A 17809-nucleotide genomic window follows, 5' to 3' on the forward strand; every position below is an offset into this window, starting at 1 on the left:
CGCCGCCCGGGGGGGGTGGCGGGGCCGCGCCGCCCCCGGGGAGTACGGCGAGGCGGCCAAGGGGTGGCAGGCCGCGGGCGCCTCGCTGCTCGGCGGCTGCGCCCGCACCCCTCCCGAGCACATCAGGCAGATCCCCCCCCCCCTTTCCGGAGCGGCGGGCGGCGGCTGACCACGCCCGCCGCTAGGCGAACGGCGGCGGGCCACGCCCGCCGCTAGGCGGCCGCCGCGGCGCGGCGGCGGCCCAGCACGCTGTCCAGGGCCAGCGCGCCGCCACCGGTGAAACCGACGGCCAGGCTCGCCGCGGCCAGCGCCAGGACGAACTCGTAGCCGCCCTCGCCCACGGAGAAGCCGGCAGGCAGGTGCGCGAACAGGATCGCGCCCACCATGTCCAGCGCCAGCAGGGTGCCCGCGATGGGCAGCGCGGCGCCGAGGATCAGCGCGATCCCGCCGGCCACTTCCAGCGCCGCCACCAGCGGGGCGGCCACGCCCGGCAGCGGGATCCCGATCGACTCGAAGAACGCGGTCGTGCCCGCGATGCCCATCGTCGCGAACTTCTGGTAGCCGTGCACCAGGAAGATCATCCCGGTGGCCACCCGGGCGAGCAGCAGTGCGATGTTACGCGCCTGGTCAAGCATTCCGACTCCTCAGAGTTCGTTCAGATTTGAACCAGTACTCTAGCCGTAAAGTACAAATCTGAACAACCAGTACACTTGGCCCGTGACGGAGACCCGATGGCTGGACCCGACGGAGATGGCGGCCTGGCGTGCCTTCCTGTCCACCTCTCACCTGCTAGAACGGCGCATCGAGGAGCAGCTCAAGTCGGCCGCGGGGCTGACCCACCCACAGTACGAGATCCTGGTGCGCCTGGCCGACGCGCCTGGCCGACAGATGCGCATGACAGAGCTCGCCAGGGGTGTCGTGGTGTCCAAGAGCGCGCTGACCTATCAGATCAACCAGCTGGAGAAGGCCGGGCTGGTCGAGCGGACCACCTGCCCGTCGGACGACCGGGGCGTCCTGGCCGTGATCACCGAGGCCGGGATCCAGTGCCTGCGCCAGGTGGCCCCGGGCCATCTGGACGTGGTGCGCGCCTATCTGATCGACAGGCTCACCCGCGAGGAGCTCGAGTCCATGACCACCGCCATGACCAAGACGGAGCAGGCGCTGCGCGCGGAGTGAGCCCCCGTCAGCCGGCGGCTGCCATGAGACCGTCAGCCGCCGGCGGCGCGGGCGGCGCGTTCCATCTCCACCTTGGCGCTGGCGGCGTACTTGTCGACGTACTCCTGCTCGGACAGCTCCATCAGGGCGTACATGATCTCGTCGGTCACCGCGCGCAGCACCAGCCGGTCGTCCTCCATCCCGTAGTAGCGGGAGAAGTCGAGCGGCTTGCCGAACCTGACGCCGGGCCGGATGCCGAGCTTGGGCAGCGGCCGCCCCGGAGGCATCATCTCGTAGGTGTGGACCATGGCCCACGGGATGACCGGCGCGCGTGACTCCAGCGCCAGCCTGGCGACGCCCGTCTTGCCCTTGTAGAGCCGGCCGTCGGGCGAGCGGGTGCCCTCCGGATAGATGCCGAGCAGGTGGCCCTCGCCCAGCACGCGCAGGCCGGTGCGCAGGGCGGCCTCGCTGGCCTTGCCGCCGGAGCGGTCGATCGGCACGGTGCCGACCCCGCTGAAGAACAGCCTGCTGAAGAAGCCCTTGATGCCGCGCCCGGTGAAGTAGTCGGACTTGCCGAGCGAGATGACCTTTCGGCGCAGGTTCAGCGGGCCGAAGAAGTGGTCGGCGAAGGACAGGTGGTTTCCGGCCAGGATGGCCGGCCCCTGCTTGGGCACGTTCTCGACGCCCTCCGCCCACGGACGGAAGACGACGCGGAGGATCGGCCCCAAGATGGCCTTGACCACCCAGTAGAACACCCGGCCACCTCTTCCTCAGGCTTTGGTCGGCAAGCGTAGTCATCTTCCCACTCCGACCTCGATGCTCCTACACCAGCTCTCGCACAATTGGCCCCGATCGTGCGACGATCGGGCAGTTCGGGGATGAAATTGCATGGAGGAGCTGTTATGCCGCTCATGCCAGGCGCTGAGCCCTACTTCCACCACGCAGGCGAGGTCGGCGTGCTGCTGTGCCATGGCTTCACCGGCACCCCGCAGTCGCTGCGGCCGTGGGGCGAATATCTGGCCGGGCACGGGGTGAGCGTCTCGCTGCCCCGCCAGCCCGGTCACGGCACCACCTGGCAGGAGATGAACCGTACCCGGTGGGAGGACTGGTACGCCGAGGTCGAGAAGGCGTTCGAGAATCTGCGGGGCCGCTGCATGGAGGTGTTCGTGGCGGGGCTGTCACTCGGTGGCTGCCTGGCGCTGCGGCTGGCCGAGGTGCACGGCGCCGCCATCAGAGGCGTTATGGTGGTCAACCCGTCAATCGCCAACGACGTGCCGCTGCTCCGGCTGGCGCCGGTGCTCAAGTGGCTCATCGCCTCCGTTCCGGGGGTGGCGAACGACGTCAAGAAACCGGGCGTGACCGAGCTGGCCTATGCCCGCACTCCGGTGAAGGCCGCCGCGTCACTGCCCGGGTTGTGGTCGCTGGTCCAGGCCGACCTGGACAAGGTGGTGCAGCCGCTGCTGGTCTTCCACAGCGCCGACGACCACGTGGTGAAACCGAAAAGCGTGGCGATCATTCGCCAGAAGGTGCCTCAGGCCACGATCGAGGAGCTTACCGATAGCTACCATGTTGCGACGCTGGACAACGATGCCGACAGGATCTTTGCCGGGAGCCTCGACTTCATCCGGACACATGCCTCGGTACCCTTGCAGAGGGACTGATCGCACCCAGGGGGAAGTCGCGATCGCTGCGGAGAGGCCCATCTAGGTGACGCCCCAGAGTGACGAGGACGAGGTCTGGCGGCAGATCGTCGCGTCCTTCAACGACACGGCCGAGCGCGACTCGGCTGATCAGCCATGGCCGGACAGCGAGAACGTCCCCGCCGAGCCCACGCGCCGGGTGGTCAGGCCGCCGGAGGAGTCCGACGAGGAGCAGGACGAGCCCCTCGACGAGGCACCGGACGGCGACGACGAGGAGTCCGAGGAGGGCCACTTCGAGCCGCCCGTGCCGCCTCCCCTGCCCAAGCTGGATGTGACGACCAAGCTGGCGTGGGTGGCGCTGTTCGGCGGTCCCGCCTACCTGCTGGTCGCGGCGATGGCCGATTGGCGCATGGAGGGCTGGGCGCTGTTCGCCGCCGTGGCGGCGTTCATCGGCGGCTTCGTGGCCCTGGTGGTGCGGATGGGCGACGGCCCGCCGAACGACTCGGGTTGGGACGACGGGGCGGTCCTCTAGGATTTGGCGGGCTCGGGGCTTCGCGGTCCGAAGGACTCCACCACGTCGGTGTAGCGCTCCTTGGCGTCCACGGCGTGCCCGACCGCCCACACCGCCTGCCTGCCTGCCAGGTAGGTGACGGCCTGCAGCCTGACGCTGCTCCTGCCCTCCGCCGCGCCACCGCGGATGATCTCGCACGAGCGCTTCTCGCAGCGCAGCATGAACGGCTCCGTCGCGTGCGCCGGGTCGTATCCGGCGATCCAGTAGCGGCCCTTGCCGTCACCGGTCACGCCGTAGAGGCGCGCCCCCCGGGCCGGCAGCGCCAGCCGTTGCCAGCGCTTGCCGTTCCAGGCGAGTGCGAGCGGCTCGACCTTGCCGGGGCCGCTGTAGACGCCGCCGACGGCCAGCGCCCGCTTCCCGCTGTCGACCTGGATGTCGCGCAGGTAGCCGCCGGGGATCGACGGCACCGGCATGGCCTTCCACGTGCCGCCGGCGTAGTGCATGATCAGCGGGGCGGTGCCGGTGTCGCCGACGGCGAAGGCGCCGGCCACCGCGTAGAGGGCGCCCTCCTCCTTGGTGACCTGGAAGGTCCACTCCCCCTCGCGCCAGCCGACGATGAGACCGTTGCCGTCGCGGCTGCCGACCGCCGTCACCCGCTCGTCCCCGGCGTCGACCCCGCCCAGCCAGTCGCCGCTGCGCAGGCCCGGCGGCCTGACGCGGTCGAAGCCGCTCACGTCGCCGCGGGCCAGGTAGGGGAGGCCGTCATGGCCGTCACCGGCCGCCCACACCTCACCGGGCGCCGCGGCGGAGATCGCGCGCAGGTTGCCGGCGCCGGTGGCGTCGCGGATCGCCACCTCGCTCCAGCGCTCTCCGTTCCAGTGGCGGATCGTGCCGCGGTTCTTCCACACGTCCCAGATCTGCTGCTGGCCGACGGCCCACACGTCGCCGGAGGACAGCGCGAGCACGTCGGAGAGAGATCCGTCGGCGGTCAGGCGCACGCTCGTCGACTCCTGCCACGCGTCGATGGCAGCGGGGCGCGGGTCGGCATGCGCGGCGGGCGTAGCCGCAGGCAGGGCCACGGATGTCGCCAAAATCAAGGTGAGCGCACGCCGCAGAGTGCGACGGGTCATGAGCAAATGCTATTGGCTGGGGGGCGTCGATTGCCCGTTACGGGACAACTCGCAACTCCGCGAGGACCGGCAGATGGTCGCTCGCCTCGGCCAGATCGGCCTTCGAGGCGTCCGCGCGGCCGCATGAGATCACCCGCATCCCGCGCGCGGCGAACAGCGCGTCGATGCGGTGCTGGGGCCGCCTGGCGGTGAAGGTGAGCCCGTCACCGTCGGGCGCCTCGGCGTAGCAGTCGGTGAGCTGGGCGGCGAGGTAGCGCCAGGCGGGCTGGTGCGCGTGCTCGTTGAGGTCGGCGCCCAGCACGATCTCCGCGCCGAACCTGCCGGCCACGCCGCGCATCAGCGCCATGGCCTCGGCGGCGTGGCGGAACCTGGCCGGTCCGTCGAGGTCGAGGTGGAGGGAGCCGACCGCGAGCCTGGCCCCCTCCACCTCGACGACCGCGACGGCCAGCCCGCGGATCTCCAGGCCGGCGAAGACCCTGAGCACGTGGCTCTCGGCGTGCAGCACCCGGACGCGGGGGCCGGTGAGCACGGCGACGCCACCGAGCCTGCGGCCCGCCGCGACCCGCAGGCCGCAGCGCGCGGCCAGGTCCCGCCGCCTGGCGCGCCAGTTGGGCAGCCGCGGCGCCTCCTGGACGCACACCACGTCGGCGCGCATGGCGGTGATCACCCGCACCAGCGCGGGGACGCTGTCCTTCAGGCCACGCAGGTTGTAGGTGGCCGCCCTGACGGTCAGCGCTTGCGGGCCAGGTCGGCGGCGCCCACCAGGCCGGCCGAGGCGCCGAGCTCGGCCAGGCGCACCTCGGCGACCGGCCGGTGCCCCTTGCCGGTCAGCCGCTCCTCGAACGCCTCGCGGGCCCGGTCGACGAACAGGTCGGCGGCCCTGGACACGCCGCCGCCCAGGATGAAGCAGCCGGGGTCGAGGACCGCGGCGAGGTCGGCCATGCCCTGGCCGAGCCAGTCGGCGACGCGGGCGAACGCGGCGAGCGAGGCCTCGTCGCCCTGCCGGGCCGCCTCGGTCACCTCCTCGCCCTCGATCCTGCCGCCGGCCAGCCGGATGAGGATCCGGGCCTGCTCGGGATGCGCGGCGGCGATGTCCCTGGCGTCGGCGACCAGCGCGTTGCCGCTGGCGTACTGCTCCCAGCAGCCGTGGCGCCCGCAGCCGCACTTGCGGCCGTCCGGCACCACCTGCATGTGGCCCAGCTCGGCGCCCATCCCCCACCGTCCCCGGTAGAGGCGGCCGTCGAAGACGATGCCGCCGCCGATGCCGGTGCCGATGGTCAGGCAGATGACGTGGGACTGCCCGCGGCCCGCGCCGAACCTGACCTCGCCCCACGCCATGGCGTTGGCGTCGTTCTCGACCACGACGGGCAGGCCGACGAGTCCGCCGATCTTCTTCTGCAGCGGCTCCTCGCGCCAGGCGAGGTTGGGGGCGAAGCGCACGATCGAGCGGGTCTCGTCGACGAACCCGGCGGCACCGACGCCGACCGCCTCGATCTGCCGGCCCTGCGCGAGTTCGCGCACGACGTCGGCGACCGTCTCGGCGACCACGTCAGGCCGATCGGCGGCGGTGGGCCTGAGCGCCTGCGCGACGATTGTGCCGTCGTCGTCGACCACACCCGCGGCGACCTTGGTCCCGCCGATGTCCACACCGATCGTGAGCATTGCCGATGTCCCCTTTATCCCAGGTCTATGTGTTCCACATTGTCGCGGCCACGGTCGTCACGCGGCGCGCGGGGGGCCGGCTTGCTCAGCGAGTCGAGTGCCTGCCGGAACGCCGCGAACAGCTCGCCGCCCGCGGCCATGATGTGCCCGGCGACATCTCCCGCGGCGCCCGTCGCCCCGGCCCCGGCCGCCTCGCGCTGGGCGGCGATCGCCCGGCAGAAGGGGCAGGCACGGCAGACGTACTCGTCATCGGAGTCGGAGACCGCCTCGCCCCACACGTCCTTCTGGGCGTGCCCGCCGCCACCGCCGCCGGTGAAGGAGTTGAACACGCTCCTGCCGACCTGGCGGGTGGCGCGTCCCTGGATCGAGTCGAAGAGCTTGCGCGCCTCCTCCGCGACGGTCCCGATGGGGTCCCTGTCGTTGTTCGTGCTGTCTGTCATGTGCCCTCCCGGCTCGTGCGCGCCCTTGCTCACGTCGCGGCCGGCCCCTCCTCAGGGGCGTCCGCTACGTTCGCTTCGTCGGGTTTCGCCTCCGAGGTGAACCGTACCCGGAGGAGGCCGTCGCGGAGCACGGCTCCACTGATCTGCCGGCGCGCCAGCGCCGCGGGCAGCGCCAGAATCCTCCGGTACGGCCCCGCTGTGATGATCAGCTCGTCGCCCTTGCGCGCCAGGTCGACGTCGTCCCGCTCGGCGCCGGGCAGGGCGAGGGTCAGCTCGTCGGCGGCCAGCCGCAGCGGCGGCTCCACCGAGGGAGCGGCGAACGGGTCGGCCTCGCCGTAGAGCGCCTCGCCCAGCGCGGCCAGCGCGCTGCGGCCCACGGGCTCGGCCGGCAGGTAGGGGACGACGTGGATGGGCAGCGGCGAGAACGACTCCTCGGCCTCGGTCAGCAGCCTGGACTGGGCGGCCACCCACTGGGCGCGCCACTCGTCGGCGCCGCCGTCGGGGAAGACGCGATTGGCGATCACCGCGTCGACGCGGTAGCCGTACAGGTTGAGCGAGGTGAGGGTGCGCCTGGCCTCGGCGAGCACCACGGACTCGGGCGTGAGCACCAGCCGGACGGACGTCTGGTCGCCGGTGAGCAGCTCGCGCACCTCGAGCAGGCCGCGGTGGAAGCGCTCGCCCGCGCTCATCACCTCCTCGCCCGGCGCGCTGACCCGCGCCACGCTGCGCACGAACGGTGAGGCCAGCCGCATGAGCTTGCGGCCGACGGGCATCAGCCTGGTCATGTGCCAGTCGAGCGCCTCGGGCAGGGCGAGCAGCCGCAGCGTCTCGGCGGTGGGGGCGCAGTCGACGACGATGACGTCCCAGCGGCCCTCGCGGGCGTGCTCGCGCAGCTCCAGGAGGGCGATGACCTCCTCGGCGCCGGGCAGCACGGTGATCTCCTCGGAGGTGATCTCGTCCAGGCCCAGCTCGGCCAGCAGGCCTCTGGCGTAGTCCTGCAGCTCGCCCCAGTGGCGCTCCATCGTCCGCTGGGTGTCGACCTGGTGCAGGTGCAGGCCGGGCGCCACCTCGCCGGGCTCGACGCCGAGCGCGTCGGCCAGCGAGTGGGCGGTGTCGGTGGAGACGATCAGCGTCTTGAACCCGCGCCTGGCGGCGAGCGTGGCGGTCGCCGCGGCGGCCGTCGTCTTGCCGACGCCGCCCTTGCCGGTGAACAGCAGGACCCGCGGGCTCACCTCAGCGGCCTTCGACACGCTTCTTGAGGCCCTTGAGCGCGGTGTCCACGATCACCTTCTCCGCCTTGCGCTTGATCATGCCGATCATGGGGACGGCGAGGTCGACAGCGAGCTCGTACGTCACCTCGATCCCTCTGCCCGTCTCGGCCAGCAGGTAACGTCCGTCGAGCCGCGAGATCATCTTGCCGGGCTCGATCACCCGCCAGCTCACGCTCTCGTCGTCCACCCAGGTGTAGCCGAGGGTGTAGGAGTCGCTGATCACGCCGGCGTCCAGGACGAACCTGACCGTCTCCGGCCTGCCGTCGGCGCCCGAGGTGAGCACCTCGGCGCTCTTCACCTGCCCGGCCCATTCGGGGTAGGCCGGCAGGTCGGCGATGACCGCCATCACGGCGGCGCGGCCGGCGTCGATGGTGATGCTCGAAGTGGTGCGATCAGCCATGCGACCACCGTAGTGCAGAATCCGCTCCTCGCGGTGGACCGCAGGACGAAGCGGCCCTGATCACCACTCCAGGACGTAGGGAACGCCCTTGCCGCGGAAGTGGCCCACGTTCACGCATTCGGTGCGGCCGATCCGGGTGCGCCGGTGCAGCGGCTGGTGCACATGCCCGAACAGGGCGTAACGCGGCTGCGTGCGCCTGATCGCCTCCAGCGTGGCCTCGCTGCCCCGCTCGAAGCGCCTGGCGACCACGTCGTAGAGGAGCTCGGGCACCGCGGGCGGGATGTGGCAGCACAGCACGTCCACCTCGCCGACGGCCTCGACCTTGGCGGCGTACTCCTCGTCGCTGATCTCGTTGGGCGTGCGGTAGTCGGTCCTGAGGCCGCCGCCGACGAAGCCGAAGCGCAGGCCGCCGATCTCCACGCGCTGCCCGTCGAGGACCTGGTGGCCGGGGCGCAGGTAGTCGCCCCACAGGCGCGGGATGTCCACGTTGCCGTAGGTGAGGTAGGCGGGGACCGGCATGGCGGCGAACAGGTCACGATACTGGGCGCGCACGTTGCGCTCGATGTGCTCGCGCGGGTCGCCGTCGAGACTCGCCCACAGCTCGGCGGACATGGCCCTGGCCTCGTCGAAGCGCTTGGCGGTGCGCAGGGCGATGAACCTCGCGGCCCGCTCGGCGCCGAACAGGTCGGCGAAGATGCCCTGCGCGTGGTCGTCGTAGTCGACGAACAGGATCAGGTCGCCGAGACAGATCAGCGCGTCGGCGCCGTCGCCCGCTCTGGCCAACGCGTCGGCCCTGCCGTGTACGTCGCTGACCACGTGGACCCTCATGCGGGGCATCCTACGAGCAGGGGCTGCTAGCGTGATGAAAGCCCTTCATAACGCCTGGATGACGGGGGCTACCCGTGCGTAACTTATCGCGGTAACGTCCAGGCCGTTATCCCCGGCGTGCACCTGGAGGAGTGGATCCGTGCGCGAGTACAGCGTCCCCGTGCTGGTGGATGTTCCTGCCTCAGCCTGCCTGACCGACACCGTGTTCGAGCGGGGCGAGCAGGAGCCCGGCAGGATCATCATGCGCCGCAAGGACGGTGACGGCTGGCCCGTCGTCACCGCCGGCGAGTTCCGGGACCAGGTGGTCGCGCTCGCCAGAGGGCTGATCGGGGCCGGCATCGGCCACGGCGACCGGGTGGCGCTGGTGTCGCGCACCCGCTACGAGTGGACGCTCATCGACTACGCGCTCTGGTCCGTCGGCGCGGTCACCGTGCCCGTCTACGAGACCTCCTCGGTCGACCAGGTCCGGTGGATCCTGTCCGACAGCGACGCCAAGGCCGTCTTCGTCGAGCTCGACGCGCACGAGGAGACCGTGCGCGAGGCGGCGCCCGAGCTCAAGAACGTCTGGCGGGTCGACGCCGCCCTCGACGGCACCGGCGTCGAGGACTCGGCCGTCCACGAGCGCAGGGCGCGGGTCTCGGCGTCCGACGCGGCGACGCTCGTCTACACCTCCGGCACCACCGGCAGGCCCAAGGGCTGCCTGATCACCCACGACAACCTGCTGTTCACCGCGCGCAACGTGCTGTCGGGGCCGCTGGAGCCGCTGTTCCGCGCCAAGGACCCGGCAGCGCTGCTGTTCCTGCCGCTGGCGCACATCTTCGCCCGCATGATCCAGGTGGTGTTCATCGAGGCGGGCGCGGTCATCGCGCACACCCCGAACATGAAGAACGTCGCCCCCGACCTGCAGGGGTTCAGGCCCACGTTCCTGCTGGGCGTGCCCCGGGTGTTCGAGAAGGTCTACAACGGCGCCGAGCAGAAGGCCATCGCGGGCGGCAAGGGCAAGATCTTCGCCAGCGCGGTCGACGTGGCCGTCGCCTGGAGCCGGGCCGAGAGCTCCGGCGGGGCGGGAGTCGGGCTCCGCCTGCGCCACGCCCTGTTCGACAGGCTCGTGTACGGCAAGCTCCGCCAGGCGACGGGCGGCAGGCTGTCGGCGGCGGTGTCCGGCGGTTCCGCGCTCGGCGAGCGGCTGGGCCACTTCTTCAAGGGCGTCGGCATCGAGGTCTTCGAGGGTTACGGCCTGACCGAGACCTCCGCCCCCTGCTCGGTCAACATGCCGGGCGCCAACAAGATCGGCACGGTCGGCAAGCCCCTGCCCGGCGTCACCCTGCGCATCGCCGACGACGGCGAGGTCCTGGCCCGGGGCCGCAACGTGTTCGGCGGCTACTGGCACAACGACGACGCCACGGCCGAGGTGATCGACGCCGAGGGCTGGTTCCACACGGGCGACGTGGGCGAGCTCGACGCCGACGGCTACCTGAGCATCACCGGCCGCAAGAAGGAGATCCTGGTGACGGCCGCGGGCAAGAACGTCGCGCCCGGCCCGCTGGAAGACACCCTGCGGGCGCACCCGCTGATCTCGCAGGCCATGGTCGTCGGCGACGGCCGGCCGTTCGTCGGCGCCCTGATCACGCTGGACCCGGAGGCGCTGGAGCAGTGGGCGCCCGCCAACGGGCTCCCGTCCGCCGCCCCTGCGGAGCTGCGCACCGACGGGCGGATCCTGGCGGAGGTGCAGGGGGCGGTGGACCGGGCCAACAGCCTGGTGTCCAAGGCGGAGCAGATCAAGAAGTTCACGGTGCTCGCCGCGGACATCACCGAGGAGAGCGGCCACCTGACGCCGACCCTCAAGGTCAAGCGCAACCTCATCCTGCGGGACTTCGCCGCCGACATCGACGCTCTGTACGGCGGGCACGGCTGACCTGGGGCTGCGAGACAGCCCTTCCTGAAGGCCGCCAGGCTCCCTGGCGGCCTTTTCGTTTCGCCGCACATCCCGCGGTGCCCGAGCGTTGACAGTTTGAAATGTTGCCTTTTCGATGAAGGGTGAGCGAACTCGGGGGAATCTGAGGGTCCGCCAAGGAGGAACCACCCATGGACCAACGCCCGCCGATATCCCGCCGCAACCTACTTCTGGGGGCCGCCGCCACGTTCGGCGTCCCCGCCATCCTCGCCGGGTGCGGCGGATCCGACCAGCCGGCCCCGGGCAGCACCTCCGGCAACCTCGGCACCGTCACCATCGGTTCCAACGCCTCCGACGAGGTTCCGAAGAAGTCCCTCGACACCGTGGTCAAGGCGTTCAGGCAGGCCCAGGTGAACATCAACACCGTCGATCACAACACCTTCCAGGAGAACATCAACCGCTACCTCAGGGGCACCCCCGAGGACGTGTTCACCTGGTTCGCCGGCTACCGGATGCAGTTCTTCGCCGAGCAGGGGCTGGCGACCGACATCTCGGACGTGTGGCGGGAGATCGGCGGCGACTACACGCAGGCGTTCAAGGACGCCTCGACCGGCGTCGACGGCAAGCAGTACTTCGTGCCGTTCACGTACTACCCGTGGGCGGTCTTCTACCGCAAGAGCGTGTGGGAGGAGAAGGGGTACGAGCCGCCCAAGACGCTGGACGAGTTCACCGCGCTGGCCAGGAAGATGAAGGCCGACGGGCTGATCCCGATCGCGTTCGCCGACAAGGACGGCTGGCCCGCCATGGGCACGTTCGACATCATCAACATGCGGACCAACGGCTACGACTTCCACATCTCGCTCATGGGCGGCAAGGAGTCGTGGACGGACCCGAGGGTCAAGCAGGTGTTCGACACCTGGCGGGGGCTGATGGAGTATCACCAGCCGGCGGCGCTCGGCCGCACCTGGCAGGAGGCCGGGCAGTCGCTCGCGCAGAAGAAGACCGGCATGTACCTGCTCGGCATGTTCGTCGCCCAGCAGTTCCCGGAGGCCGACCGCGACGACCTGGACTTCTTCACCTTCCCCGAGATCAATCCCAGCTACGGCACCGACTCGATCGACGCGCCCATCGACGGCTACATGATCTCGGCCAAGGCCAGGAACGTCGACGGCGCCAAGGCGCTGATCAAGCACTTCGGGCAGGCGTCCTCGCAGAACGTGGCCACCGGGCTCGACCCGGGCACCCTGGCCGCCAGCTCCAAGGCCGACACCAGCGGCTACAGCTCGCTGCAGAAGCGCGGCGCGGAGCTGGTGTCGCAGGCCAAGCACCTCGCGCAGTTCCTCGACCGGGACACCCGGCCCGACTTCGCGTCCACCGTGATGATCCCGTCCCTGCAGTCGTTCGTCGACAAGCCCACCGAGATCGACTCCCTCCTGGTGAGCATCGAGAAGCAGAAGGCCAACATCTTCCGCTGATGGCCCTCAAAACCCGTCGCTACTCCGCCCGCGACGTGACCGTGCTGGTCATCGGGCTGGGGGTGGCCGTCATCGTCAACGTGGGCCTCATCTGGGGGCCCACGCTGGCCTCCGTGGCCCTGTCCGCCACCGACTGGAGCGGCATCGGGCCGATCGAGTGGGTCGGCGGGCAGAACTACGGCGACCTGGCCGGGGAGTATCCCCCGTTCTGGTCCGCCGTCCGCAACAACATCCTGTGGCTGGCCTTCCTCGGGCTGGTCGCGACCCCGTTCGGGCTGTTCTGCGCGGTGCTGCTGGATCGGCGGCTGCGGCTGTCGCGGATCTACCAGAGCGCGCTGTACATGCCGGTCGTGCTGTCGCTGGCCGTCGTGGGGTTCATCGCCCAGCTCGTCTACTCGGCCGACTACGGCGTGCTGAACTCGGTGACCGGGATGTCGGTCGACTGGCTCGGCGACCGGTCGGTCAACATCTGGGTGGTCATGGTGGCGGCCGCGTGGCGGCACGTCGGCTACGTGATGATCATCTATCTGGCCGGGCTGAAGGCGGTGGACCCCGCGCTGAAGGAGGCGGCGGCCATCGACGGGGCGTCCGAGGCGCAGGCGTTCTTCCGCGTGGTGTTCCCGACCCTGCGGCCGGTCAACGTGATCGTGCTGGTCATCACGGTGATCGAGGCGCTGCGCGCGTTCGACATCGTCTACGCCATCAACAAGGGCAGGAACGGCCTCGAACTGCTGTCGGTGCTGGTCACGGAGAACATCGTGGGCGAGGCGAGCAGGATCGGGTTCGGCTCGGCGATCGCGGTGATCCTGCTGGTGATCTCGCTCGGCTTCATCGTCACCTACCTGTCGCAGCTGTTCAGGGAGGAACGTTGACGCTCACCGCGCCCCCCGAGGCCAGGCCGGACCGCGGACGGGCCGAGCCGGTCCGCCGCCCGCTACGGCCGCTGCGCATCCTGCTGCACGTCTTCCTGGCGCTGGTGGCGCTCGGCTGGCTGCTGCCTCTCGCCCTGGCCGTCTACGCCTCGCTGCGGCCCTACGACGAGACCGCCAGGCTGGGTTACTTCTCCCTGCCCGAGCAGCTCACCCTGGACTACTACGGGCGGGCGTGGAGCCAGGCGGAGCTGCCCCACTACTACCTGAACACGCTGATCATCGTGCTGCCCGCCTTGGTGCTGACGCTGTTCCTGGCGTCGTTCGTGGCCTTCGCCATCGCGCGGGCGCGGGTTCCCGGGCGCAAGACGCTGCTCATCGTGTTCACGGCGGGCAACCTGCTGCCGCCGCAGGTGCTGATCACCCCGCTGTACAGCCTCTACACCCTGGTCCCGCTGCCCGCCTGGCTGTCGGATTCGCAGTCGCTGTACGACTCCTACCTGGGGCTGATCCTCATCCATCTGGCGTTCCAGTTCGGGTTCTGCGTGTTCGTGATCGCGAACTTCATGCGCACGATCCCGGAGGAGATCACCGAGGCGGCACTGGTCGACGGGGCGAGCGTGTGGCGCCGCTACTACCAGCTCACGCTGCCGCTGTGCCGCCCGGTGCTGGCGGCGCTGGCGACCCTGCAGTTCACCTGGATGTACAACGACTTCCTGTGGGCGCTGGTGCTGATGTCGTCGGGCGACAAGCTGCCCGTAACCTCGGCGCTCAACAACCTGCGTGGCCAGTTCTTCACCGACTACAACCTGCTGGCGGCCGGGTCGGTGCTGGTGGCGCTGCCGACGCTGATCGTCTTCCAGCTCCTGCACAAGCAGTTCGTGGCCGGGCTCACGCTCGGCTCGACCAAGGGATAGCGCCTACAGGAGGGTGTGGAAGCGGGCGGCCACCTGGTCCCAGGACCATTCCCGGGCGATCCAGTCACGTCCGGCCTCGCCCAGCTTCCGCGCCTGGTCGGGGTTCTCCAGCAGCTCGATCAGCGCCGCGGCGACCTCCTCGGCGCGCTCGCCGTCGACGACGAGGCCGGTCTCGCGGTGCCGCACCGCCTCAGGCGCGCCGCCGGAGGCGCCCGCCACGACCGGCAGCCCGGTGGCGGACGCCTCCAGGAACACGATGCCGAGCCCCTCCACGTCGACGCCGCCCCACCGGGTGCGGCACGGCATGGCGAAGACGTCGGCGGCGGCGTAGTAGCCGGGCAGGTCGGCGGCCGGGACGGTCCCGGTGAACACGATGGACGGCCTGCCCGCGGCCAGCTTCTCCAGCTCGCGCCGGTGCGGGCCGCCGCCCACCAGCAGCAGCACCGCGTCGGGCACCGCCCGCAGCACCTCCGGCCAGGCCCTGATGAGCTGGTCCTGCCCCTTGCGCGGCACCAGCCTGGACACGCAGACCACCACCGGCCGGCCCGCCAGCCCGTCCCGCTCCAGGCCGGGGAGGCCCGTCCTGGTGGCCGGCGGGTTGAACAGCTCGATGTCCACGCCCGGCGCGAGCCGTACCAGCTTGTCCGCCCCGATCGCGGCGGCCAGCCTGGCGCGCGTGTACTCGCCCAGGTAGGTGACCACGTCGGCGTGCTCGCCGATCCTGCGCAGCACCGAGCGGAAGATCGGCGCGCTCGCCCACGACGCCTCGTGGCCGTGGGTCAGCATCACCACCCGCCGCGCGCCGGCCGCGCGCAGGCGGGGGGCCAGCAGGCCGAGCGGCGCGGCGGCGCCGAACACGACCGTGCCGGCGCCGTGCTCGGCGACCAGCCGGGCCGCCCGGCGGGCCACCGCGGGAGTGGGCAGCATGAGCCGGCCCGGGTGTCTGACGATCGGGTACGGCTGCCGCCGGTCGAACTCGGCGCACCCGGGCCAGGCCGGAGCGTAGACGGCCGCGCCAGGCGTGCGCAGGGCGAGGCCGTGCACGAAGGACTGGATGCCGCCCGGCCGGGGCGGGAAGTCGTTCGTGACGAAGACGACCCGCGTCACGGGCCGGGGACGCCGTTCAGCTCGGCCCAGGAGCGCGCCATGGCGATCCGCTGGGGAGTCGTGGGATGGGAGGCATAGAGCACGTATTCCACCGCATCGGGCGACAAATCGGAGATGTTGGTGCTTGCCAGGCGTTTCTGCATGGCGGTGAACGTGATCGGGTCCCTCGTCAGGTCCAGGGCATGGGCGTCGGCCCTGGCCTCGACGTTCCGGCTGAGCACGTTCTGCAAGGGACCGGACAGGAAGGTGGCCAGGCTCATCAACCCGATGATCACACCGACCGCGCGCGGATCGGTGATCGAGGAGATGCCTGTCCGCCTGCGTACCGACCCGAACACCAGGAACAGCAGGATCGCGCCGAGCGCGGCGGCCATGGCGCCGACCAGCGTGCCGTAGAGCACGTCACGGTACTTGGCGTGGCCCAGCTCGTGGGCCACGACCAGCTCCACCTCGGGCTGCGGCGCCTTGAGCAGCGTGTCGTAGACCACGATCCGGCGGGTCGCGCCGAAGCCGGAGACGTAGGCGTTGAGCGCGGTCGTCCTGCGGGAGGCATCGGCCACCAGCACATCCTCCACGGGGACGCCGTCACGCTCGGCCATCGCCATCAGGTTCGTGCGCAACGCTCCCGCGGGCATGGCGTGGAAGTCGTTGAAGACCGGCTCGAACACCACCGGGTAGACGAAGGAGGCCCCCACCGTCAGCGCGAACGCCCCCGCGGCGGCGGGAATCCACCAGCGCCTCACCCTGCGCGCCAGCGCCACCACCGCCAGCACCATGACGGCCAGCAGGGCGGCATTGATCCCCGCGCCCTTGAGCCGGTCGCCGGTCCACGCCCCCCAGTCCTGGGTGGACAGCCCGTAGTCGCGCAGCACCACCTCGAACCAGACGCCGAGCGGCCACTTCAGGGCCTCCTCGATCACGGTGAGGACGAGCACGCCCAGCAACACCCGCACCCACCAGGGGCCGCGCAGGCCCCGCAGCACCTTCGCGCCGAGCGGCGTGGCGACGAGCAGGCCCGCGAACAGCAGGCCGATCCCCATCGACAGATAGCTGGGCACGCTGGTGGCCGCGTCGAACGCCTGCGACCTGGCCATCTGGGCCGCGGTGAAGTCCCTGGCCGGATCGGGCGTGACGACCGGGGCGGTGGCGGGCAGCGCCTGCCACGGCGTGGTGAAGGCGACCACGCCCACCATCACCGCGCCCAGCACCGCGAGCGCCGCACCCGCCTGCCGCCGCAGCGCGGCCCCTCGCTCCTCCCCCGCTTCGGCCACGCCTCCACCATGCCTCGCCGCGCCCCGCCCGTCACCGCCCCGCCCGCCGGCCGCATGCTGCGACGCCTCTCGAGCGGCACCGCCCACCGGCTCCCCGCTGTCCCATCGGCTCACGCCCTTCCGGGCGCCTCCGAGATTCGCGGCGCTCCCAGTCCCTCCGCCGCGCGCGGCGTCGGATCCCAGGGGCACGTCGGCTCCCCGAGCGGTCTCGGTGGCGCCGATGTCCTCGTCCGACGTGTCGTTCCTGTCCCGATCGTCCATTCGCGTCCCCTCACGCCAGCTGCTCGCGCACATAGTCGCGCCACCGCTCCGTCAGCATGCCGGTCGACAGCCCCAGCGAGGCGAGCGCCCGCTCGACGCCGCCCGTCTGGGCTTCACCGTAGAGCCTCACCAGCGTCTCCTCACCCGAGCGCTCCGCGAGGAAGCGACACGCCAGCCAGGCCTCCTGGTAGGCCCGCGCGAGCCGGGTGCCGCCGGCCCGGAGGCCGAAGTCCGCCGGGCCCGGCAGGGCTAGCGGCAACCGCCCGGCCCGCACCTCGGCGGCGAGCTCGGCGGCGGCCACCCCCACGGGCAGCCCGGCGTCCCGGTAGGCCACGTAGTCGGCGAAGCCCTCGTAGAGCCAGACCGGCAGCCCGCCGGTGCCGGCGGCGACATGGGTCAGCTCGTGCGTCAGCACGACGTCCCGGCCGGTCGGTGTGAGCCGGGCGAAGAACTCGGGCACCACGATCGTCCGCCCGCCGTCCGCCACGGCGGCCAGCCCGTCGACCGATGCCACCCCGGCGAGCCGGGCGGCCGCGGCGGTCGAGGCGGGCACCAGGACGACCGGACGCACCGGCCTCCGCAGGACGGCCGACACCCGCCGCCCGGCCAGGTCCGCCCGGCGCGCCAGGTCGCCGAGGAGCCCGGCGGGCGCGCGATGGCCGGCGACCAGAGAACTCGTGCCCCGTACCACCACCGCCTCGTCACCCCACAGGGCCCGGACGTCGGCGAGTGCCCGTCCCCCGGGGCCCGGCGGGATCGGCGCGCCGGCGGTGGCGGCCCCGGCAAGCAGCAGGCCTGCCAGCACCGCTCGACGGTTCACCTGCACGGACACGATGCCCGATCGTAGTCGGCCGCACCGACACAGGACCGAGCGCGGGCACGCCTCCGCGACGCCGGCCGCACGGGACGGCCGTCAAGGGCGGAGAAGGGGACTGCCGAACAGGACGCGGGGACGGCGAAGGCCCCGTCCCGAGATGA

The 17809-nt window shown here is 71.4% G+C and carries 20 protein-coding genes; 8 read left to right on the forward strand and 12 right to left on the reverse strand.

Features of this window, described 5'->3' with window-relative positions:
* The coding region (locus V5E28_RS47400; RefSeq protein WP_336216913.1) for a homocysteine S-methyltransferase family protein at positions 1-169 on the forward strand (169 nt) is incomplete at its 5' end.
* Positions 170-212: 43 nt separating this feature from the next.
* Here the strand turns inward: V5E28_RS47400 and V5E28_RS47405 are convergent.
* On the reverse strand, positions 213-635 hold the full coding sequence (locus V5E28_RS47405) for a DoxX family protein (protein ID WP_336216894.1): 423 nt from the start codon (positions 633-635) through the stop codon (positions 213-215).
* An 82-nt stretch (positions 636-717) separates the two neighbouring features.
* On the opposite strand from V5E28_RS47405, the gene V5E28_RS47410 reads away from it, so the two are divergent.
* Positions 718-1176, forward strand: a complete 459-nt coding sequence (locus V5E28_RS47410; RefSeq protein WP_336216895.1) for a MarR family winged helix-turn-helix transcriptional regulator — start codon at positions 718-720, stop codon at positions 1174-1176.
* Between the two features lie 32 nt (positions 1177-1208).
* On the opposite strand, the gene V5E28_RS47415 is transcribed toward V5E28_RS47410, so the two are convergent.
* Positions 1209-1910, reverse strand: a complete 702-nt coding sequence (locus V5E28_RS47415; RefSeq protein ID WP_336216896.1) for a lysophospholipid acyltransferase family protein — start codon at positions 1908-1910, stop codon at positions 1209-1211.
* 147 nt (positions 1911-2057) lie between these two features.
* Between V5E28_RS47415 and V5E28_RS47420 the strand changes: the two genes are divergently transcribed.
* The gene (locus V5E28_RS47420) at positions 2058-2816 is read left to right on the forward strand and encodes an alpha/beta hydrolase (protein WP_336216897.1); all 759 of its coding nucleotides are present in this window, start codon (positions 2058-2060) and stop codon (positions 2814-2816) included.
* Between the two features lie 46 nt (positions 2817-2862).
* Positions 2863-3327 carry a hypothetical protein gene (locus tag V5E28_RS47425; protein ID WP_336216898.1) on the forward strand — a complete coding sequence of 155 codons (465 nt, stop codon included), beginning with the start codon at positions 2863-2865 and terminating at the stop codon, positions 3325-3327.
* Here V5E28_RS47425 and V5E28_RS47430 read toward each other — a convergent pair.
* The 7 genes from V5E28_RS47430 to V5E28_RS47460 are packed head-to-tail and all read right to left on the reverse strand — an operon-like array spanning position 3324 to position 9037.
* Positions 3324-4436, reverse strand: a complete 1113-nt coding sequence (locus tag V5E28_RS47430; RefSeq protein WP_336216899.1) for a hypothetical protein — start codon at positions 4434-4436, stop codon at positions 3324-3326. The genes V5E28_RS47425 and V5E28_RS47430 overlap by 4 nt on opposite strands.
* 37 nt (positions 4437-4473) lie before the next feature.
* Positions 4474-5109: an endonuclease/exonuclease/phosphatase family protein gene (locus tag V5E28_RS47435; protein WP_336216900.1), complete on the reverse strand. Its 636-nt coding sequence runs from the start codon at positions 5107-5109 to the stop codon at positions 4474-4476.
* Between the two features lie 56 nt (positions 5110-5165).
* The gene (locus tag V5E28_RS47440) at positions 5166-6098 is read right to left on the reverse strand and encodes an ROK family glucokinase (protein ID WP_336216901.1); all 933 of its coding nucleotides are present in this window, start codon (positions 6096-6098) and stop codon (positions 5166-5168) included.
* A 14-nt stretch (positions 6099-6112) separates the two neighbouring features.
* On the reverse strand, positions 6113-6538 hold the full coding sequence (locus V5E28_RS47445) for a hypothetical protein (RefSeq protein ID WP_336216902.1): 426 nt from the start codon (positions 6536-6538) through the stop codon (positions 6113-6115).
* Between the two features lie 29 nt (positions 6539-6567).
* Complete coding sequence (locus V5E28_RS47450) at positions 6568-7788, reverse strand: ArsA family ATPase (protein ID WP_336216903.1); 1221 nt, start codon at positions 7786-7788, stop codon at positions 6568-6570.
* Complete coding sequence (locus V5E28_RS47455) at positions 7772-8209, reverse strand: SRPBCC family protein (RefSeq protein ID WP_336216904.1); 438 nt, start codon at positions 8207-8209, stop codon at positions 7772-7774. Before V5E28_RS47455 ends, V5E28_RS47450 begins: the two co-directional genes overlap by 17 nt.
* A gap of 60 nt (positions 8210-8269) precedes the next feature.
* A complete protein-coding gene (locus tag V5E28_RS47460; RefSeq protein WP_336216905.1) occupies positions 8270-9037 on the reverse strand; it encodes a metallophosphoesterase family protein in 768 nt (255 codons plus the stop codon).
* A 139-nt stretch (positions 9038-9176) separates the two neighbouring features.
* On the opposite strand from V5E28_RS47460, the gene V5E28_RS47465 reads away from it, so the two are divergent.
* The 4 genes from V5E28_RS47465 (at position 9177) to V5E28_RS47480 (ending at position 14192) form a co-directional block, all read left to right on the forward strand.
* Entirely contained in the window at positions 9177-10952 is a 1776-nt protein-coding gene (locus tag V5E28_RS47465) for an AMP-dependent synthetase/ligase (protein ID WP_336216906.1), read from the forward strand.
* A gap of 170 nt (positions 10953-11122) precedes the next feature.
* Positions 11123-12406, forward strand: coding sequence for an ABC transporter substrate-binding protein (locus V5E28_RS47470; protein WP_336216907.1), 1284 nt, complete (start codon positions 11123-11125; stop codon positions 12404-12406).
* Complete coding sequence (locus tag V5E28_RS47475; RefSeq protein ID WP_336216908.1) at positions 12406-13278, forward strand: carbohydrate ABC transporter permease; 873 nt, start codon at positions 12406-12408, stop codon at positions 13276-13278. Before V5E28_RS47470 ends, V5E28_RS47475 begins: the two co-directional genes overlap by 1 nt.
* A complete protein-coding gene (locus tag V5E28_RS47480) occupies positions 13275-14192 on the forward strand; it encodes a carbohydrate ABC transporter permease (RefSeq protein ID WP_336216909.1) in 918 nt (305 codons plus the stop codon). The genes V5E28_RS47475 and V5E28_RS47480 overlap by 4 nt, the downstream gene beginning before the upstream one ends.
* A 3-nt stretch (positions 14193-14195) precedes the next feature.
* Here V5E28_RS47480 and V5E28_RS47485 read toward each other — a convergent pair whose 3' ends face one another.
* Genes V5E28_RS47485 through V5E28_RS47495 form a run of 3 tightly spaced genes read right to left on the reverse strand, consistent with a single transcriptional unit; the run spans position 14196 to position 17663 of the window.
* Positions 14196-15299, reverse strand: coding sequence for a glycosyltransferase family 4 protein (locus V5E28_RS47485; protein ID WP_336216910.1), 1104 nt, complete (start codon positions 15297-15299; stop codon positions 14196-14198).
* A complete protein-coding gene (locus V5E28_RS47490) occupies positions 15296-16831 on the reverse strand; it encodes a M48 family metallopeptidase (protein ID WP_336216911.1) in 1536 nt (511 codons plus the stop codon). Before V5E28_RS47490 ends, V5E28_RS47485 begins: the two co-directional genes overlap by 4 nt.
* A 10-nt stretch (positions 16832-16841) precedes the next feature.
* Positions 16842-17663, reverse strand: coding sequence for a hypothetical protein (locus V5E28_RS47495; RefSeq protein ID WP_336216912.1), 822 nt, complete (start codon positions 17661-17663; stop codon positions 16842-16844).
* Positions 17664-17809 lie beyond the last annotated feature (146 nt).

Origin of the sequence: Nonomuraea sp. LPB2021202275-12-8 (genome assembly GCF_037044575.1) — a bacterium.
In the GTDB taxonomy this organism is placed as follows: Bacteria; Actinomycetota; Actinomycetes; order Streptosporangiales; family Streptosporangiaceae; genus Nonomuraea.

Coding starts and splice junctions, on each gene's coding strand:
- V5E28_RS47455 (WP_336216904.1), bottom strand. CDS start 8,209: ATGGCTGATCGCACCACTTCGAGCATCACCATCGACGCCGGCCGCGCC.
- V5E28_RS47475 (WP_336216908.1), top strand. CDS start 12,406: ATGGCCCTCAAAACCCGTCGCTACTCCGCCCGCGACGTGACCGTGCTG.
- V5E28_RS47490 (WP_336216911.1), bottom strand. CDS start 16,831: ATGGACGATCGGGACAGGAACGACACGTCGGACGAGGACATCGGCGCC.
- V5E28_RS47430 (WP_336216899.1), bottom strand. CDS start 4,436: ATGACCCGTCGCACTCTGCGGCGTGCGCTCACCTTGATTTTGGCGACA.
- V5E28_RS47460 (WP_336216905.1), bottom strand. CDS start 9,037: ATGAGGGTCCACGTGGTCAGCGACGTACACGGCAGGGCCGACGCGTTG.
- V5E28_RS47470 (WP_336216907.1), top strand. CDS start 11,123: ATGGACCAACGCCCGCCGATATCCCGCCGCAACCTACTTCTGGGGGCC.
- V5E28_RS47405 (WP_336216894.1), bottom strand. CDS start 635: ATGCTTGACCAGGCGCGTAACATCGCACTGCTGCTCGCCCGGGTGGCC.
- V5E28_RS47440 (WP_336216901.1), bottom strand. CDS start 6,098: ATGCTCACGATCGGTGTGGACATCGGCGGGACCAAGGTCGCCGCGGGT.
- V5E28_RS47445 (WP_336216902.1), bottom strand. CDS start 6,538: ATGACAGACAGCACGAACAACGACAGGGACCCCATCGGGACCGTCGCG.
- V5E28_RS47420 (WP_336216897.1), top strand. CDS start 2,058: ATGCCGCTCATGCCAGGCGCTGAGCCCTACTTCCACCACGCAGGCGAG.